This window comes from Acinetobacter sp. YH01004, from assembly GCF_013420455.1.
Lineage (GTDB): Bacteria > Pseudomonadota > Gammaproteobacteria > Pseudomonadales > Moraxellaceae > Acinetobacter > Acinetobacter towneri.
Genome location: NZ_VOXZ01000002.1, coordinates 70,447 through 88,144, shown reverse-complemented (window position 1 = coordinate 88,144; position 17,698 = coordinate 70,447). Strand labels below are relative to the sequence as shown.

The following is a 17,698-nucleotide window of genomic DNA, read 5'->3' as shown; positions in this document are numbered from 1 at the left end:
GCTTATGTTCCAATGCTATTGAGGATGAAATGGGTTTTAAGCACAAACCTTTTGCCAGTAGGCATTGGCATAGTGAGATGGATTATCACGCTGTAAGATATTGCTGATGTTGCGACTGGCTTGCATCAGCGGCTCTAACCGCACACCTGTTTCAAAACCCATCTTGGACAGTAAATAGTACAAGTCTTCGGTAGACACATTGCCCGATGCACCTTTGGCATACGGACAGCCACCCAAACCAGCAATGGATGAATCAAATACACGAATGCCTTGTAAGAGCGATTGATAAATATTGGCAATCGCCATGCCGTAAGTATTGTGAAAATGACCTGCTAAAACTTTGGCATCGACCTCTGCCAAACATGCATCCCAGACTTTTTGCACACGGTCAGGGGTTGCTGTACCAATGGTTTCACCCAAAGACACTTCATAGCAGCCCATGTCCAATAATTGCTGTGTGACTTTTGCGACTTGTTTCGGGTCAATTGCGCCTTCATAAGGACAGTCCACCATACAAGATACATAACCACGCACGCGAATGTTGTGCGCTTTGGCTTGACGCATGACATCGCTAAATTTTTCCAAACTTTCTTCAATTGAACAGTTGATATTTTTTCGGGTAAAGCTTTCAGAAGCGGCGGTAAACACGGCAACTTCTTTGCAACCCACCGCCAAAGCCGACTCAAAACCTTTTGAGTTTGGGGTCAGTAAACTGAATTGAATGTTTGGGTTTTGTGGCAGGCTGGCAAACAGCACATCGCTGTCTGCCATTTGCGGTACCCATTTGGCCGATACGCAAGAACCGACCTCAATGCTGCTTAAACCTGTTTGCATTAAATCCAAAATCAGGTTTTTACGGTCTGCCAAAGTGAGTGGCGTTTTCTCATTTTGCAGACCATCTCGTGGGCCAACCTCTACAATTTTGACAAATTCAGTCATGCAACTTCCTCCGTCAAGGCTTCAAATTCAACCAGTTCATCGCCTGCTTTGACCTGATCGCCCGCTTGAAAGTACGAACTTGCCACAATGCCATCGAAAGGCGCACGAATTGAATATTCAATTTTCATGGCTTCCAGTGTCATCAGTACATCATCTTTTTTCACACGGGCATTGGCTGCCACCAAAACTTGGGTGATTACACCCGGCATTGGTGCAGTCAGATTGTTGGCATTGTCTTGTTGATCATCGCTGTTAATGTTTGCTTGTACATAGCTAAACACATGACGCTGACCGTTTTGGAACAGGGTGATGCCTTGCGCATGTTGGTTAAATGCCAGTTTTTGCTGCTGACCATTGATACAAACCTGTAGACGATGTGCATCCAAAAGCTCGCCTTGAACGCTCAGCGTTTGCCCATTGTAGTGAGCCTCAAAACCAGAAGTGCATGGTTTTAACTGGATTTTGAGTGTTTGGTCATTGCACTGTAATTGCACTATGTGGGCGCTTTGCTGATTTAAGCGCCAGAAGTGGTCTTTTTGCCAAACCGCGTTGTTTGCCGCTTTGTTGTTTTGAATACGAGAAAGTACATCAATTAACGCAGCTGCAACGACAGTTTCTGTAGCGACTTCAGGTTTTGCGTTAAGTAAAAATGCTTCCTCACGTTGAATAAGCCCTGTATCCAAATTGGCATGTTTAAAGGAATCACACAGCACCAAACGATCCAAGAATGCAATGTTGTTGCCTAAACCATCGACGTGGAACTGACCTAAAGCATGGTGCATTTGCGTTAATGCTGCTTCACGGTTTTTACCCCAAACAATCAGTTTGGCAATCATTGGGTCGTAGTAGGTGCTGATTTCATCACCTTCGACAATCCCGCTATCGACACGTACGGCATCATTTTGCTCTGGATAATGCAGATAGCTGATTTGACCAATGGCAGGAATAAAGCCTTTTTCTGGTTCTTCGGCATACACACGCGCTTCAAGGGCATGACCATGAATTTGCAATTCATGTTGCTGTTTTGGCAATGGCTCACCAAAAGCAACTCGCAATTGCCACTCAACCAAGTCTTGCCCTGTAATCATTTCTGTGACGGGGTGTTCGACCTGCAAGCGGGTATTCATTTCCATGAAATAAGCAGTACCGTCTTGCTCGACAATAAACTCTACCGTACCTGCGCCCACGTAATTTACAGCACGTGCGGCATCAATTGCGGCTTGGCGCATAGTTTCGAGTTTATCTTCTGGCATTTTTGGTGCAGGTGCTTCTTCAAGCACTTTTTGGTGGCGACGTTGTACCGAGCAATCACGTTCAAACAAATGCACGTAGTTGCCGTGAGTATCGCCAAAAACCTGTACTTCAATATGACGTGGTTGAATCACATAGCGTTCAATCAGCACATCTTCATTACCAAAGCTAGAACGTGCTTCACTTTTACATGAAGCGAGTGAGCTGAGAAAGTCTTCACTGCGTTCTACTAAACGCATGCCTTTACCGCCACCGCCTGCACTGGCTTTAATGAGCACAGGATAACCAATGCTGTCGGCTTGTTGCTTTAAAAATGCCGCATCTTGATTGCTGCCGTGGTAGCCCGGAGTTAGTGGCACACCTGCTTTTTCCATCAAGGCTTTAGAGGTTGCTTTTAGACCCATCGCCAAAATGGCTTCAACTGGCGGGCCAATAAAAACAATATTGTTGTCTTTACAGGCAAGTGCGAATTGGTCATTTTCAGATAAGAAACCATAACCCGGGTGAATCGCTTGTGCACCTGTGCTTTTGGCTGCCTGAATAATACGTTCAACTTGCAAATAACTTTGTGCCGCAGGCGATTCACCAATATAAATGGCTTCGTCTGCCAGTTTAACGTGTTGTGATTGCGCATCGGCATCTGAATACACCGCGACAGTCGCAATCCCAAGTTTTTTTGCGGTACGAATTACACGGCAGGCAATTTCACCACGGTTGGCAATTAAAATCTTTTCAAACATCGTGCGATCCTTCTTTTATTCTGCCGTGGTCTTGATCCAAGCCGGGCTTTGTTTATTTAAAAAAGCATTTAAGCCATTTTTCGCCTCAGTTCCTTGGCGAACATGTGCAATATGCTGTGCAGTTTGTTGGAGTAAATCTTCGGTCAAAACTTGATGATTAACCATCTGAATCAGTTGTTTAGAAGCATGTTGCGCTTCTGGGCCACCAAGCAATAAGGCTTGCACAATTTCATCAATTTTGCTGTCTAAGTCTTCGGCTGAAGTGACTTCATGCGCTAAACCAATTTGCTGTGCCTGTTCTGCAGAAATACGCTCTGCCGTTAAAAAGTAACGTGATGCCTGACGTGCGCCAATCGCACGAATGACGTAAGGGCTAATGGTAGATGGTGCTAAACCTAAACGTACTTCAGAGGTCGCAAACTTGGCATCGGTGCTGGCAACGCAAATATCACAGGCAGCTGCCAAACCCATACCACCACCAAAGGCAATACCATGCACACGGGCAATAGTCGGTTGTTTTAACGTCGCTAAACTTTGCAGCATTTTTGCCAGTTTTAGGGCATCGGCTTGATTTTCTGCTGTAGAAGCTTGACCTGCCTGTTTCATCCAGTTCAAATCTGCACCTGCAGAAAAGCTTTTGCCGCGTCCTGCCAAAATCACCACTCGAATATCATCACGGCTATTCAGTGTCTGAAAGCAGGCGTGTAATTCTTCAATCACCTCTGTATTGAAAGCGTTATGCAATTCCGCACGATTAATCCAAACCGTAGCCACTTGGTTGTTCTGTTCGAGCTGTAAAAACTGATAATCCATTTTGTCACCTCTTACATGCGGAACACGCCAAATTTGGTCGGTTGGATGGGTGCATTGAGGGCAGCGGCTAAACTTAATGCCAAAACTTCACGCGACTGTGCTGGATCAATCACACCATCATCCCATAAGCGTGCAGACGCATAATATGGATGACCCTGACGCTCGTATTGCTCACGAATTGGCTGTTTGAACTGATCTTCTTCTTCTGCAGACCAGCTACCACCTTTGGCTTCAATCTGATCACGCTTTAAGGTAGACAATACGCTCGATGCTTGTTCGCCACCCATCACTGAAATACGTGAGTTTGGCCATGTCCACATAAAACGTGGTGAATAAGCACGACCACACATCCCGTAGTTACCTGCACCAAAAGAACCGCCAATCACCAAAGTCAGTTTAGGCACATTGGCTGTGGCAACCGCCATCACCAGTTTGGCACCATTTTTGGCAATGCCTTCATTTTCATATTGGCGTCCAACCATGAAGCCTGTGATATTTTGAATAAATAACAGGGGAATGTTGCGTTGGGTGCATAGTTCAATAAAGTGTGCGCCTTTTTGTGCCGACTCGGAAAATAAAATACCGTTGTTGGCAATAATCCCGACAGGCATACCATATAGTTTGGCAAAACCTGTAATTAATGTGGTGCCAAAGCGCGCTTTAAATTCATCAAAACGTGAACCATCGACAATACGGGCAATCACTTCACGTACATCAAACGGTTTACGCGCGTCAGTCGGAACAATGCCATACAGTTCAGAGGCATCGAATAATGGTGCTTCTATATGCTCAGGCTGCGGGTTTGGCTTTTTATTTAAATTGGCAACGATGTTGCGGGCAATTGCCAAGGCATGTTCATCATTTTCTGCCAAATGATCGGCTACACCTGAAAGGCGAGTGTGTACATCGCCACCACCCAAGTCTTCGCTGCTAACCACTTCACCTGTTGCGGCTTTAACCAGCGGTGGGCCGCCCAAGAAAATTGTCCCCTGATTACGCACAATGATGGTTTCATCTGACATGGCAGGGACATACGCACCGCCTGCGGTACAACTTCCCATCACAACGGCAATTTGGGCAATGCCCATGCTCGACATACGCGCTTGGTTATAGAAAATGCGTCCGAAATGATCACGGTCTGGAAAGACTTCATCTTGTAGCGGCAAATATGCACCGCCAGAATCGACCAAATAAATACAAGTCAGGTGATTCTGTTCGGCAATTTCCTGTGCGCGTAAATGCTTTTTCACAGTCAGTGGATAGTACGTTCCACCTTTTACTGTGGCATCGTTGGCAATGATCATGCAGGTCACGCCATTCACTTGACCGACACCCGCCACTACACCCGCAGCAGGGACATCATCCTGATAGACCTGATAAGCGGCCAACTGACCAATTTCAATAAATGCAGTACCCGGATCGATCAGGTGGTCAATCCGTTCACGTGGCAGTAATTTGCCACGGTCTAAATGTTTTTGGCGTGCAGTTTCGCCACCACCCAAAGCAATTTTTTGGACTTTTTCTCTGAGGTCATCGACTAGGCTTTGCATCGCAGCTTGGTTGTTTTTAAACTCGTCGCTGCGAATATTAATTTTGCTCTGTAATTGATTCATGCCAACATCCTTGTCTATTCTTGTGATTTATTTTTAGGCAGTTTCGTTAAACAATTCACGGCCAATCAACATACGGCGAATTTCTGAAGTACCCGCACCAATTTCATAGAGTTTGGCATCACGCCATAAACGTCCTGCAGAGAACTCATTGATATAGCCATTACCGCCCAAGGTTTGAATGGTTTCACCTGCCATCCATGTGGCTTTTTCGGCAGCGTATAAAATGGCACTGGCTGCATCTTTACGTAAACTACGGCTGTGTTCAGCTTTGTCACATTCTGCGCCAACGGCATAGACCAGTGCTTTACATGCCAACCAAGTCGAATACATATCGGCAATTTTGCCTTGCATAAGCTGGAATTCACCCAATGCCTGACCAAACTGTTTACGCTCATGAATATAAGGAATCACGGTATCCATGCAGGCATCCATAATGCCTAGCGGCCCTGCACTTAAAACTGCACGTTCATAGTCCAGTCCACTCATTAGTACTTTTGTACCATTGCCCACACCGCCCAAGACGTTTTCTTTTGGTACTTCAACATTGTCAAAGAACAATGGATAGGTATTTGAGCCGCGCATCCCGAGTTTGTCTAAATGGCTGCCGTGGCTAAAACCTGACATGGTTTTTTCAATTAAGAAAGCAGTCATACCTTTGGCGCCTGCCTGTAAGTCAGTTTTGGCATACACCACCAAAACATCGGCATCACCGCCATTGGTAATCCACATTTTTGAGCCGTTGAGCAAGTAATGATCGCCTTTATCTTCAGCTTTCAGTTTCATGCTAACCACGTCTGAGCCTGCATTTGGTTCAGACATTGCCAAAGCGCCGACGTAATCGCCTGAAATCAGTTTTGGTAAATAGCGTTGCTTCTGTTCTTCTGTCCCATTTCGCTTAATTTGGTTCACACATAGGTTAGAATGAGCACCGTAAGACAAACCAATGGATGCTGATGCACGAGAAATTTCTTGCATGGCAATGATGTGAGCTAAATAGCCTAAGTTAGTGCCGCCGTATTCTTCACTCACGGTTAAGCCAAGTAAGCCCATATCGCCAAATTTTTTCCAAAGCTGGGCAGGGAATTCGTTATCACGATCAACCTGTTGAGCAATGGGTGCAATTTCCTTTGCACAAAAAGCAGCGATTGAATCGCGCAGGGCGATTAAGGTTTCATCTAAGCCGAAGTCTAAGCTTTGTAAAATCATGTGTTCATCCATCCTGTGGTTATATTTGTTGTCCCTAAAACAAGCATTGTTGTTGTGCTTAGGTTCTAACATACATCGAAAATTTAAAAAAGTGAACTAAAATTCACAAAATGATTTACAATTCATTTTATCTGGTTGAGAATAAGATATGAGTTATAAAAGATCATCATTGATGCAGGAACGTATGGAACAAAATCGCATGGCGATTTTAGATTCTGCTCGTGAACTTATTGCTCATGGGGGCTTTAAAGAAGCGTCTATCCAAGCCATTGCAGAACGCGCAGGCGTATCTACAGGTTTGGTGTATCGCTACTTTGAAAATAAAAGTCAAATTTTGATTGAAGTTTTATCGGATGCGATTCGTCGTGAGGTCGAAATTTTGGACCACATTGCGAAGTCAGATTTAAGTGCAAAACAAAAATTGCAAAAATCTGTCACCACTTTTGTGAAGCGTGCGATGAACAGCCCTCAATTGGCGTATTCGTTAATGTTCGAGCCTGTAGACCCAGAAATGGAACATGAGCGTTTTCGCAGTAAACAACTGATCAAACAGAGCATCAAGGAAATTTTGGCTGAAGGAAAAGTCAATGGTGAGTTTGATTTTGAAGATTTGAACACTGCTGCTTTAGGTGTGGTTGGCTCCATGACCTTTGTAGTGATTGAACCTTTAAACCCGTCTCGCAATGTGATGTTTGATCAAAATTATAAAGATTACTTTGTCAAACAAATTGCCGACTTTTGTGTAAATGCAGTGCGAAAACAGCAGGGAGGGTAGTAAAAACAACGCACAAAACAGGCAAAAAGTAATCGTCGTCATAATGGAAAACAGAATTACAAAGAATCAAGGAGATCGATTCAATGACACAAGTACGGTTAAGTTATGCCTATGGCACCAGTAATCAGCCTTTGTTAGGCATGACCATTGGTGAAAAGTTTGATCAGGCTTGCCAGCAATATGCAGATCAGGATGCTTTGGTAAGCGTGCATCAAAATGTGCGTCTGACCTATAAGCAACTACAGCAACAGGTCAATGCCTTTGCCTGTAGTTTGTTAAAACTCGGTTTTAAAAAAGGTGACCGCCTTGCCATTTGGTCTCCGAATTGTGTGGAATGGACGATCACTCAATTCGCAGCCTTTAAGGCAGGGGTGATTTTGGTGAATTTAAACCCAGCCTATAAAAGCAATGAACTGGAATTTGTGCTCAACAAAGTTTCCTGTAAAGGTTTGGTAATTGCATCGCAGTTTAAAAGTACCAACTATCAGGACATCTTAACGAAAATTGCCCCAGAGCTGTGTCAGGCAGACAATAAAGTCCTCAACGCCAAGCGTTTACCGCATTTAAAGCATGTGATTAAAATTGATGATCAAGCACATACAGGAATGCATCGTTTTCAGGATTTATTGACAGCTCCAACCACACACATGCTGAAAAAACTGCAACACATTGCTAGTGAGTTGCAGTTCGATGAAACCATTAATATTCAATTTACCTCAGGCACGACGGGCAATCCGAAAGGCACTATGCTGACCCACAACAACATTTTAAATAATGGTTACTTTGTAGGAGAAGCAATTCATTTAAGTCCACAAGACCGTGTTTGTATTTCCGTGCCGCTGTTTCACTGCTTTGGTATGGTGATGGGTAATTTAGCTTGTATCACACATGGTTCAACCATGGTCTATCCATCGGCAGTGTTTAACCCGCTCGATACCTTAAAAGCCATTCAGCAAGAAAAATGTACAGCTGCTTACGGCGTACCGACCATGTTTATTGCCATTTTAGAGCATGAACAGTTTGATGAATTTGATTTATCTAGCTTGCGTACAGGCATCATGGCAGGCAGTCCGTGTCCGCAAGAAATTATGCAACGCGTCATCGACCGTATGCACATGGCGCAAATCACCATTTGTTATGGCATGACCGAAACAGCGCCTGTGAGCGCACAAAGTTCGACTGAAGATTCGGTGGAGCGTCGAGTCAGTACGGTGGGGCGTGTACATCCACATCTGGAAGTAAAAATTGTCGATGAAGAAGGCAAAGTCGTGCCGCGCGGACAGTTAGGAGAATTGTGTGTGCGTGGTTATTCAGTCATGCTGGGTTACTGGGATGAACATGACAAAACCCAAGAAGTCATTGATGTTGCACGTTGGATGCACACAGGCGACATTGCAGAAATGGATGATGAAGGCTTTGTAAAAATCAAAGGTCGCATTAAAGATGTGGTGATTCGTGGCGGTGAAAACCTGTTCCCGAAAGAAATTGAAGATTTCTTATATACTCACGATGCGGTCTGCGATGTGCAAGTAATTGGCGTGCCAGATCATCGTTATGGTGAAGAACTATGTGCCTGTATTATTTTGCATGAACACCATGAATGTACCGAAGAGGTAATTCGCCAATACTGTGCAGAACACATTTCACACAATAAAGTCCCACGTTATGTGCGCTTCTTTAGTGAATTTCCAATGACCGCTTCAGGCAAGGCACAGAAATTTAAATTACGTGAATTTATGCGTGAAGAATTAAATTTAAAGGAAATTGCTTAAGGCATTATTTCAGCTATTTACTGCTGCAAGATCGACCTTTTAATTTTGTCAGCACACACCCTTTATTTCTCACGCAGAGATAAAGGGATACTCTATACAGGAATAATCACACTAAAAATATATCGCATGCTCGGCTTAATAAAAGATGGCACAAGTTTAAGCATGATGCGTGATAATCAAGGATGAAAATAATGACCGTACGCAATGATTGGACTCGAGAAGAAATTCAGCAGTTATATGAACAACCTTTTCTGGATTTAGTCTTTGAAGCACAGCGTGTGCATCGCCAACATTTTGCTGCCAATACCGTACAAGTCAGTACCTTATTGTCTATTAAAACAGGCAAATGCCCTGAGGACTGCAAATATTGCTCGCAATCTGCGCATTATGATTCACAGCTTGAAGCTGAAAAACGTATTGCAGTTGATAAAGTCATTCAGGAAGCCAAAGAAGCTTTAGCATCAGGTTCTTCACGTTTTTGTATGGGCGCTGCTTGGCGTAATCCGCATGAACGCGATATGCCCTATGTTCTGGAAATGGTGCGTGAAGTCAAAGCTCTGGGCTTAGAAACTTGCATGACTTTAGGGATGTTAAACCAATCGCAGGCAGAACGCTTAAAAGATGCAGGCTTAGATTATTACAACCATAACCTAGACACATCGCGTGAGTATTATCCTAATGTGATTAGTACCCGCTATTTTGATGATCGCTTAAACACTTTGGATATTGTGCGTCAAACAGGTATGAAAGTATGTAGTGGCGGTATTGTCGGTTTAGGTGAAGATACCCAAGACCGTATTGGTTTATTACATGAATTAGCGACTTTACCGTTACATCCTGAATCTGTGCCGATCAATATGTTAGTTCCGATTGAAGGTACACCATTGGCTGAAGTAGAAAAACTGGATGTGATTGAGTGGATTCGTACCATTGCAGTTGCACGTATTATCATGCCAAACAGCTATATTCGTTTATCTGCAGGGCGTGAATCATTATCTGATTCAGATCAGGCGTTGGCATTTATGGCAGGTGCGAACTCGTTATTCTCAGGTGAAAAGCTTTTGACCACACCAAACGCAGGCGAAGGCAAAGACAAACAATTGTTCCAAAAATTAGGCTTAGTGCCTGAACGTGCCAAGCCAACCGTTTCGGAATTGTCGGTAGATGCAATGGCTGTGGCTTAAGCAGATCTTGAAAAAGACTCAGATATTTAATGTCAGTAAATTAAAGAAGAATCATGTGATATGGCAAAAGATTTTCACAGTGCAACTGTGGTTGCAGGCTATGACAGTCATATTCGGAAACTCATTCCCGGATATGAATTGGTACATCAACACATCAATGCAATTTTAAGTAGTCATTTGCCCGAAACAGCACAAGTTTTAGTGGTGGGGTGTGGCACAGGCTATGAGTTGCAGTATTTACTGCAGCAACATCCACAGTGGCAATTTACGGCCATCGACCCATCTTTAAGCATGTTACAGCAGGCAGAAAAAAACATTCAGTCTGTGGCAGGGCATGAGCGAGTACGTTTTATACAGGCAGATACCCACCAATTTGCCCAACAAGCGCAGGTTGAAAATTTGCAGTTTGATGCGGCATTGGCGATTTTGGTGGCGCATTTTGTGCCAGTCGCAGAAAAAACATTATTTTTTCAAGATATTTACCAAACATTAAAACCTACAGCGATTTTATTAAGCTATGATCTGATGCAGCAGACTGAAAATATAGAACTGCGCTGGATGCAGAATTTGGCTTTGGATTGTGGTTTAACTACGACTCAAGCGGAAAAAATGCTTGCACGACTGGCCGATGATTTTCATTTAATTATGGCAGATGCGCAGGCAGCATTGCTTACTCAAGTGGGTTTTCGTCAGTGTAAAACATATTGTCAACTTATGAATTATTATGGTTTTTTTGCAGAGAAATAGTTGATAAATAACATTATTTAGTCAGTAATCTTTGTAGTAAAAGTATCCGCACAAGAAAAGTTAGATCAGGGAAAGAGAAAAAATGTCAGCATATTACACTTTACTCAAACGTGAACAACATGCCGATGGTGGCTGTACTGCGCACTATCGTTGCAACATTCATGCACAAGGCGCGTGGAATCCGCATGAACAACACATGGCACCTGCAACGGGTATTTTGTGTGCAGAACTTGAGCAATTTATGCCGCGTGATGATATGCGAATTGGTCGGGTCGGTTTAGATATTTTTGGCTTAATTGCCTTTGGTGAATTTAGTATCACCACCCGTATGATTCGACCGGGTAAAACCATTGAGCTGATTGAAGCGGAAATGTGTGCTGAAGGAAAAACCTGTATTGTGGCGCGTGCATGGAAAATGAAAACCTCAGATACACGCGCAATTGCAGGATTGGAAGATTTACCGATAGAAAACCCTGAATATTTGCCCGATTGGGATGGCATGCGTTGTTGGCCGGGCGGCTATATTCAAAGCATTGAAACCCGTGCGCATTTAGATCGTCGTGCAGGTAAGGGCATCGTTTGGTTAAGAAACCAATTGGATATGGTTGAAAATCAAAGCACATCTAGTTTTGTGCGTTTATTGGGGATGGTGGATACCGCCAATGGCGTAGTGCCACGTTTAGACCCGAATGCGGGTTGGGGTTTTCCAAATTTAGATTTGCAAATGCATTTACACCGTTTACCGCAAGGCGAATGGCTAGGCTTGGAAGTAACACAACAATATGGTGAAGATGGTATTGGCTTAACGAGTGCAGTTTTGCATGATACTCAAGGGCCATTTGGACGTAGTGAGCAGATTTTAACTTTGCGTCAATTCTAAATCTATTCGATATCAAACAAAAAACATCAGGACGAATTGCTTCGTCCTTTTTTTATTGGCATGCTGTGTGCAGATTATTTCATCTTATTTTATCTGAAAATATTATGCGAATTAGTTTGATTGGTGCAGGGCGCGTTGCACATCATTTGGCTCATGTTTTAAACGCACAGCATCAAATTGTGCAAATTTATAGCCGTAGTCTGGACAAGGCGCAGCATTTGGCTGCGCAGGTTGGCGCAGAAGCGATTGCTGAAGTAGAAAAACTTCATTCAGATCTAGATTTAGTGATTATTGCAGTGAGTGATCAGGGCATTGCACAGGTGATTCAGGAAGTTCATCGTGATTTAAATCATGTGTTGATTGTGCATACCTCAGGCAGTACTAAATTAGATGTATTGCAACAGCATCATGTACGTTCAGGGGTATTTTATCCCTTGCAAACCTTTAGTTTAGAGCGTGAAATTGATTGGTCAGAAACGCCTTTATTTATAGAAGCTGCATTTGCTGAAGATCAGCAGCTTTTAATGACTTTGGCAAATAGCCTAAGCAAAAGGGTTTATGCCTATACTTCAGCACAGCGTTTGAGTTTGCATTTGGCTGCGGTATTTGCCTGTAATTTTAGTAATTATTGTTATGACATGGCCAAGCAAGTGGTCGATGCTCAGAAAGTAGATTTCAGTCTGCTGTATCCTCTTATTTTGGAAACTGCGCATAAAGCGACCCAGAATGATCCGCGTCAAATGCAAACAGGGCCTGCCATGCGGGGTGATCACAATATTTTAAAAATGCATCAGGACTTATTGGTAGCAGGGCAGCAACATGCACTTGCCGAAGTTTATGCGCTAATGAGCCAACAGATTTTAACGCGGCATCAATCTTAGTCATTTGATACGATAACACGAGTTCAAATAAAAAATGCTTCCTTGTGGAAGCATTTTTTCTAGCAGAAATTAGTTAATTTTCTTGAAGATAAAATCATTAATCTTATGACCTGCTTCAATTCCGCGGCGTTCAAACTTAGTTTGTGGACGCCATTCAGGGCGAGGGTAGCTATTGCCTTTACCCGCCAAGTTTTCTAAACGTGGACGGTTGTCCAATACATCCAGCATCCATTCTGCATATGGTTCCCAGTCGGTTGCTGCATGGAACGTACCACCTAACACTAATTTTTGCTCTACCAATTCCATGCGTTCATGAGCAACAAAACGGCGTTTGAAGTGACGTTTTTTCTGCCATGGGTCTGGGAAATATAACTGCACCGTATCAATGCTATTGTCTGGCATTTCACGCAGTACTTGAATCGCATCGGCATCTAAGACACGTAAGTTGCTTAAACCTGCTGTACCTGCTTCATAAACGCACTGTGCAATGCCTGGAATATGGACTTCAATCCCGACAAAGTTACGTTCAGGATTGGCCTGCGCCATAAGTACCAAAGAACGCCCCATCCCAAAACCAATTTCTACTGTAAGCGGGCGTTCAGGGTGTTCAAAATGTTGACGTAAATCGCCAACAGGATATTCCAAAATTAAGTCGCCGTATTGTTCCAAGGCGCTACGTTGTGACGTATTCAATGGTGAAGAACGGCGCATGAACGTTACAATTTCACGATGCTCGTTGAGGTTGTCCAGCTCGACAACGTGCTGGTCTAATTGATCGTTCGACATAATTTTGGCAAATCTAATAAATTCGAATGCGGTATTTTAAGTCCTGAGCCATTGAAGTCAAATTTTTTCGCTCTTTTTCGCAGCGCCGTGCAAGATTGAGATACATCTGCATCTTTTGAGCATAAAAAATGCCGAATCATTAAGATTCAGCATTTAACATCATCAACGGTATTTTAATACAATAATTACGAATGGGTACTGTATTGATCAATTAAGGTATGACTGGCCTCATTCAATCCAATAATATGCACTTTAATTTGTTGGGCTTTAAATTTGTTCACCACGCTATTCAGCATATTTACAGAGGTAATATCCCAAATATGCGCATGCGTTAAGTCGATGGTGACATTGCTAATATCTTCTGAAAAATCAAAAAACTGATAAAACTTTTCTGAACTGCTAAAGAAAATTTGCCCTGAAATCACATATTGGCGGGTATGTTCGCCTAATAAAAATGAGCTGACTTTAACTTCACTTTCCAGTTTATTCACCAAAAATAAAGCAGAAAGCAGTACGCCAACAAAAACACCCAAAGCAAGGTTATGGGTAACTAACACCACAATGACCACAGCTAACATGACTATATTGCTTTGTTTCGGATGCTTTTTAAAATTACGGATGGAATCCCAGTTAAAAGTCGTGAATGACACCATAATCATAATCGCAACCAAGGCTGCTATAGGAATATATGCCAACCAATCTTTGAGAAAAACCACCAAGCACAGCAAAAATACGCCTGCTGTAAGTGTAGATAGCCGTGTACGCGCCCCAGAACTGACGTTGATAATAGATTGCCCAATCATGGCACAGCCTGCCATACCGCCCATAAAGCCACTCACAATATTGGCATAACCCTGACCACGACATTCCTGATGCCGATCTGCTTCTGTGCCTGTGGCTTCATTGACAATCGTAGTGGTCATCATGGTTTCGAGTAAACCGACTGTGGCTAAGGTCATGGCATAAGGAAAAATAATAAATAAAGTTTCAAAATTCAGTGGAATGTCAGGCACTAGAAAAATAGGCAGTGTATCGGGAAATTGTCCCAAATCGCTTACGGTACGCATATCTGCACCAAGTAATAAAGCAACCACACTCAGCACAATAATGCAGACCAAAGGCGAGGGAATGCTTTTACCAATTTTAGGAATGTATGGAAACAGATAGACTACCGCTAAACCTAATCCTACAAATAAATAGCCTAAGCCATCCATTTTCGATAATTCAGGCAGTTGCGCCACAAAAATTAAAATCGCCAAGGCATTTACAAAGCCATAAACTACCGATTGCGAAACAAAACGCATCAGTTTGGCAACTTTAAAATAGCCTGCTATAACCTGAATCAGCCCTGTGAGTACTGTTGCAGCCAATAAATATTGCAAACCATGTTCTTTGACGAGGGTAATCATCAGTAATGCCATAGCGCCTGTCGCGGCAGAAATCATGGCAGTACGCCCACCAAAAAAAGCAATCGTGACCGCAATACAGAACGATGCATATAAGCCGACTTGCGGATCGACGCCTGCTATAGCCGAAAAGGCAATTGATTCAGGAATTAATGCCAAACCTACCACTAAACCTGCCAAAACATCGGTGCGGATATTGGAAAACCATTCTTCTTTTTTCAGGCTAATCACAATCTCAATTTCATGAAACTTTAAAGGGCTGTATGTTAAAACATCTAGAGATAAAAAAGCAGGCAAAACAGACTTGAAAAAGCCTGTCTTTTGCAGGATAGTCAAAGCGTAAGGGCTTTTTAAGACATTTTCGCTTTTTTGCAATTTATAGGTTCAATCACTTGCAAGTTTGTGACAAGCGATTTACAACAGAGATAGTTATATAACAAGGATCAAATATGAAGCTTTATTATTCACCTGGCGCATGCTCTTTGGCAGCACATATTATTTTAAATGAAGTGAATGTCGATTTTGATATTGAGCGTGTAGATTTAAAAACCCATAAAACAGAAAAGGGTGCCGATTATTATGAAATTAACCCTAAAGGTTATGTACCTGCTTTAGAAATTAACCCAGGTTTAATTTTGACGGAAAACGTAGCGCTATTGCCATTTTTAGCGCAGCAAGACCCTAAACAGGATTTAATTCCGCCATCTGGTTTGGGTCGTGCTAAAGTTTTGGAATGGTTGGGTTATCTCAACTCTGAATTACATGACGCTTACGCAGTATTTTTTGGTGCGCCTTTAGATGCAGAAGCCAAAGAAAAAGCCTATGCAGAAATTGATCGTTTGTTGACTTATATTGATCAAGCGATTGCTTCATCAGACCATGAATATTTGGTGGATGATAACTTTGGTCCAGCCGATGCGTATTTGTTTGTTATCACTAATTGGTCAAACTATATTGAGCATGATTTAACTCCGTATAGCCATGTGGTTGAAATCCGTAATAAAGTTGCTGCGCGTCAGTCGGTACAAATTGCTATGCGTGATGAAGGCTTGATTCCTTAATCGGCTTTTACTTGCCAGAATCAGATAATAAAAAAGACGTTGAGTTAACACTTAACGTCTTTTTATTTGAGTTGTCGGACTTGGAAAAGACCCTAATGATTATTTAAAGAAATAACCCGTTTCAGGTGAGCTGGCATTCGCCATACGCTTACGTGGCATACGTCCTGCCAAATAAGCTTCACGTCCTGCTTCTACTGCTTTACGCATCGCAGATGCCATTAGCACTGGGTTTTGTGCTGCTGCAATTGCAGTATTCATCAGCACACCATCGCAACCTAATTCCATTGCAATCGCAGCATCACTGGCAGTACCCACACCTGCATCTACCAATACAGGTACTTTGGCATTTTCTTTAATAATCGAAATGGTATGCGGGTTAAGAATACCTAAGCCTGAACCAATTAAACTACCTAATGGCATAATTGCCACGCAGCCCATACTTTCCAATTCTTGCGCCACAATCGGGTCATCGGAAGTGTAGACCATGATCTCAAAACCATCGTCAATTAGCGTGCGTGCAGCTTTTAAAGTTTCGGTGATATTTGGGTAAAGGGTTTTTTCATCGCCCAAAACTTCCAGTTTGACAAGGTTGTGACCATCTAGCAATTCACGCGCCAGCATGCAGGTGCGCACGGCACTGTTGGCATCAAAACATCCTGCTGTATTTGGCAAAATGGTGTATTTTTCTGGTGGAATTACGGAAAGTAAGTTTGGCTGATCTGGATGTTGCCCAATGTTTACACGACGAATGGCAACCGTGACAATTTCTGCGCCACTGGCTTGAATCGCCAAATCTGTTTCGGTTAAATCTTTATATTTGCCCGTACCCACCAATAAACGTGAATTAAAGGTACGTGAACCAATTTTAAAGGTATCTTGCATGGGTGCTCCGAGTTTAGCCGCCACCAACGGCATGAATAATTTCAATGCGGTCTTGATCGCAAATAGGGGTTTCGGCAAGTTTACTTTTGGCAATAATTTTTTCGTTTTGCTCCACAGCAAAACGTTTGCCTTCTAAATCTAATGCCTGAATCAGTTGTAACAGGGTCGTGTGAGAGGTCTGTTGTGTTTCGCCATTCAGATAAATTTGCATGACCGAGAATCCATCTTCAAAATTACAAAATACAATTGAGCTTTATTTGGCATATTTCATGGCTTGCCATGCTAAGGTCAGCCAACCAGCAATCATGAGCGCACCACCAATTGGGGTAATCATGCCCAAACCGCGTACAATGTCCAATGCCATGATATAAAGTGAACCGCAGAAAAATAAAATACCCAGTTGGATTAGAATAAAACTGGCTTTAATGGGAAGTTGTGGAATCACTTTAGCCAATATGCCCAATGCTAAAAGTCCAAGGGCATGATAGAAAAAATAATCTGTTGCAGTTTGCCACCAAAGCAATTGCGCTTCAGTTGCACGGGCCTTTAAGCCATGTGCACCAAATGCACCGAGCATGACTGCTATAGCTAAATTCAGGGCAGAAATTGCAATCCACATACGCAAATTGACCTATTTAATTTTGCGCTTAACCTTAGCACATTTTTAGGGGCGGGAAAATCTGAGATTTGCCTGCCTGTATGTAGCTGTACCAATTAAAGACAATAAAAAAGGGCAGTTTGCCCAATTTTATTTTTCGATGT

At 42.8% G+C, this 17,698-nt stretch carries 17 protein-coding genes; 7 read left to right on the top strand and 10 right to left on the bottom strand.

The window, feature by feature from the left end:
- Positions 1-36 precede the first annotated feature (36 nt).
- The 5 genes from FTT71_RS00880 to FTT71_RS00860 are packed head-to-tail and all read right to left on the bottom strand — an operon-like array spanning position 37 to position 6,562.
- Positions 37-939: a hydroxymethylglutaryl-CoA lyase gene (locus FTT71_RS00880; protein WP_096901054.1), complete on the bottom strand. Its 903-nt coding sequence runs from the start codon at positions 937-939 to the stop codon at positions 37-39.
- Positions 936-2,930 carry an acetyl/propionyl/methylcrotonyl-CoA carboxylase subunit alpha gene (locus tag FTT71_RS00875; RefSeq protein WP_131261350.1) on the bottom strand — a complete coding sequence of 665 codons (1,995 nt, stop codon included), beginning with the start codon at positions 2,928-2,930 and terminating at the stop codon, positions 936-938. Before FTT71_RS00875 ends, FTT71_RS00880 begins: the two co-directional genes overlap by 4 nt.
- 15 nt (positions 2,931-2,945) lie before the next feature.
- Positions 2,946-3,743 carry an enoyl-CoA hydratase/isomerase family protein gene (locus FTT71_RS00870; protein ID WP_131261349.1) on the bottom strand — a complete coding sequence of 266 codons (798 nt, stop codon included), beginning with the start codon at positions 3,741-3,743 and terminating at the stop codon, positions 2,946-2,948.
- Between the two features lie 11 nt (positions 3,744-3,754).
- Positions 3,755-5,356 carry a carboxyl transferase domain-containing protein gene (locus FTT71_RS00865; protein ID WP_131261348.1) on the bottom strand — a complete coding sequence of 534 codons (1,602 nt, stop codon included), beginning with the start codon at positions 5,354-5,356 and terminating at the stop codon, positions 3,755-3,757.
- Between the two features lie 33 nt (positions 5,357-5,389).
- On the bottom strand, positions 5,390-6,562 hold the full coding sequence (locus FTT71_RS00860) for an isovaleryl-CoA dehydrogenase (protein WP_004971528.1): 1,173 nt from the start codon (positions 6,560-6,562) through the stop codon (positions 5,390-5,392).
- A gap of 148 nt (positions 6,563-6,710) precedes the next feature.
- On the opposite strand from FTT71_RS00860, the gene FTT71_RS00855 reads away from it, so the two are divergent.
- From FTT71_RS00855 to FTT71_RS00830, 6 genes are all read left to right on the top strand, one after another.
- Positions 6,711-7,337: a TetR/AcrR family transcriptional regulator gene (locus FTT71_RS00855; protein WP_004971526.1), complete on the top strand. Its 627-nt coding sequence runs from the start codon at positions 6,711-6,713 to the stop codon at positions 7,335-7,337.
- A gap of 83 nt (positions 7,338-7,420) precedes the next feature.
- Positions 7,421-9,109 (top strand): AMP-binding protein, encoded by a 1,689-nt coding sequence (locus FTT71_RS00850; RefSeq protein ID WP_180043296.1) that lies wholly within the window; start codon positions 7,421-7,423, stop codon positions 9,107-9,109.
- Between the two features lie 191 nt (positions 9,110-9,300).
- A complete protein-coding gene (gene bioB / locus FTT71_RS00845; RefSeq protein ID WP_180160656.1) occupies positions 9,301-10,293 on the top strand; it encodes a biotin synthase BioB in 993 nt (330 codons plus the stop codon).
- Positions 10,294-10,353: 60 nt separating this feature from the next.
- Positions 10,354-11,040: a class I SAM-dependent methyltransferase gene (locus tag FTT71_RS00840; RefSeq protein ID WP_004971520.1), complete on the top strand. Its 687-nt coding sequence runs from the start codon at positions 10,354-10,356 to the stop codon at positions 11,038-11,040.
- Positions 11,041-11,122: 82 nt separating this feature from the next.
- Positions 11,123-11,920, top strand: coding sequence for a thioesterase family protein (locus FTT71_RS00835; RefSeq protein ID WP_104851802.1), 798 nt, complete (start codon positions 11,123-11,125; stop codon positions 11,918-11,920).
- 104 nt (positions 11,921-12,024) lie between these two features.
- On the top strand, positions 12,025-12,801 hold the full coding sequence (locus tag FTT71_RS00830; protein ID WP_096902536.1) for a Rossmann-like and DUF2520 domain-containing protein: 777 nt from the start codon (positions 12,025-12,027) through the stop codon (positions 12,799-12,801).
- A 69-nt stretch (positions 12,802-12,870) separates the two neighbouring features.
- Here the strand turns inward: FTT71_RS00830 and trmB are convergent, their stop codons facing one another.
- Together trmB and FTT71_RS00820 are read right to left on the bottom strand one after the other, a co-directional pair.
- Positions 12,871-13,587: a tRNA (guanosine(46)-N7)-methyltransferase TrmB gene (gene trmB, locus FTT71_RS00825; RefSeq protein ID WP_004971514.1), complete on the bottom strand. Its 717-nt coding sequence runs from the start codon at positions 13,585-13,587 to the stop codon at positions 12,871-12,873.
- A 185-nt stretch (positions 13,588-13,772) separates the two neighbouring features.
- A complete protein-coding gene (locus FTT71_RS00820; protein ID WP_180160655.1) occupies positions 13,773-15,224 on the bottom strand; it encodes a SulP family inorganic anion transporter in 1,452 nt (483 codons plus the stop codon).
- 218 nt (positions 15,225-15,442) lie between these two features.
- Between FTT71_RS00820 and FTT71_RS00815 the strand changes: the two genes are divergently transcribed.
- Positions 15,443-16,054 carry a glutathione binding-like protein gene (locus tag FTT71_RS00815; protein WP_096902535.1) on the top strand — a complete coding sequence of 204 codons (612 nt, stop codon included), beginning with the start codon at positions 15,443-15,445 and terminating at the stop codon, positions 16,052-16,054.
- A 99-nt stretch (positions 16,055-16,153) separates the two neighbouring features.
- On the opposite strand, the gene FTT71_RS00810 is transcribed toward FTT71_RS00815, so the two are convergent.
- From FTT71_RS00810 to FTT71_RS00800, 3 genes are read right to left on the bottom strand one after another with little or no spacing between them, the layout of a single operon-like run.
- Positions 16,154-16,936: a thiazole synthase gene (locus tag FTT71_RS00810; protein ID WP_004971502.1), complete on the bottom strand. Its 783-nt coding sequence runs from the start codon at positions 16,934-16,936 to the stop codon at positions 16,154-16,156.
- A gap of 13 nt (positions 16,937-16,949) precedes the next feature.
- On the bottom strand, positions 16,950-17,147 hold the full coding sequence (gene thiS, locus FTT71_RS00805) for a sulfur carrier protein ThiS (protein WP_104851805.1): 198 nt from the start codon (positions 17,145-17,147) through the stop codon (positions 16,950-16,952).
- 42 nt (positions 17,148-17,189) lie between these two features.
- The gene (locus FTT71_RS00800; RefSeq protein ID WP_096902534.1) at positions 17,190-17,555 is read right to left on the bottom strand and encodes a DUF423 domain-containing protein; all 366 of its coding nucleotides are present in this window, start codon (positions 17,553-17,555) and stop codon (positions 17,190-17,192) included.
- Positions 17,556-17,698 lie beyond the last annotated feature (143 nt).

Coding starts and splice junctions, on each gene's coding strand:
- FTT71_RS00850 (WP_180043296.1), top strand. CDS start 7,421: ATGACACAAGTACGGTTAAGTTATGCCTATGGCACCAGTAATCAGCCT.
- FTT71_RS00870 (WP_131261349.1), bottom strand. CDS start 3,743: ATGGATTATCAGTTTTTACAGCTCGAACAGAACAACCAAGTGGCTACG.
- FTT71_RS00840 (WP_004971520.1), top strand. CDS start 10,354: ATGGCAAAAGATTTTCACAGTGCAACTGTGGTTGCAGGCTATGACAGT.
- trmB (WP_004971514.1), bottom strand. CDS start 13,587: ATGTCGAACGATCAATTAGACCAGCACGTTGTCGAGCTGGACAACCTC.
- FTT71_RS00830 (WP_096902536.1), top strand. CDS start 12,025: ATGCGAATTAGTTTGATTGGTGCAGGGCGCGTTGCACATCATTTGGCT.
- thiS (WP_104851805.1), bottom strand. CDS start 17,147: ATGCAAATTTATCTGAATGGCGAAACACAACAGACCTCTCACACGACC.
- FTT71_RS00815 (WP_096902535.1), top strand. CDS start 15,443: ATGAAGCTTTATTATTCACCTGGCGCATGCTCTTTGGCAGCACATATT.
- FTT71_RS00800 (WP_096902534.1), bottom strand. CDS start 17,555: ATGTGGATTGCAATTTCTGCCCTGAATTTAGCTATAGCAGTCATGCTC.
- FTT71_RS00880 (WP_096901054.1), bottom strand. CDS start 939: ATGACTGAATTTGTCAAAATTGTAGAGGTTGGCCCACGAGATGGTCTG.
- FTT71_RS00875 (WP_131261350.1), bottom strand. CDS start 2,930: ATGTTTGAAAAGATTTTAATTGCCAACCGTGGTGAAATTGCCTGCCGT.
- bioB (WP_180160656.1), top strand. CDS start 9,301: ATGACCGTACGCAATGATTGGACTCGAGAAGAAATTCAGCAGTTATAT.
- FTT71_RS00855 (WP_004971526.1), top strand. CDS start 6,711: ATGAGTTATAAAAGATCATCATTGATGCAGGAACGTATGGAACAAAAT.
- FTT71_RS00865 (WP_131261348.1), bottom strand. CDS start 5,356: ATGAATCAATTACAGAGCAAAATTAATATTCGCAGCGACGAGTTTAAA.
- FTT71_RS00835 (WP_104851802.1), top strand. CDS start 11,123: ATGTCAGCATATTACACTTTACTCAAACGTGAACAACATGCCGATGGT.
- FTT71_RS00810 (WP_004971502.1), bottom strand. CDS start 16,936: ATGCAAGATACCTTTAAAATTGGTTCACGTACCTTTAATTCACGTTTA.
- FTT71_RS00860 (WP_004971528.1), bottom strand. CDS start 6,562: ATGATTTTACAAAGCTTAGACTTCGGCTTAGATGAAACCTTAATCGCC.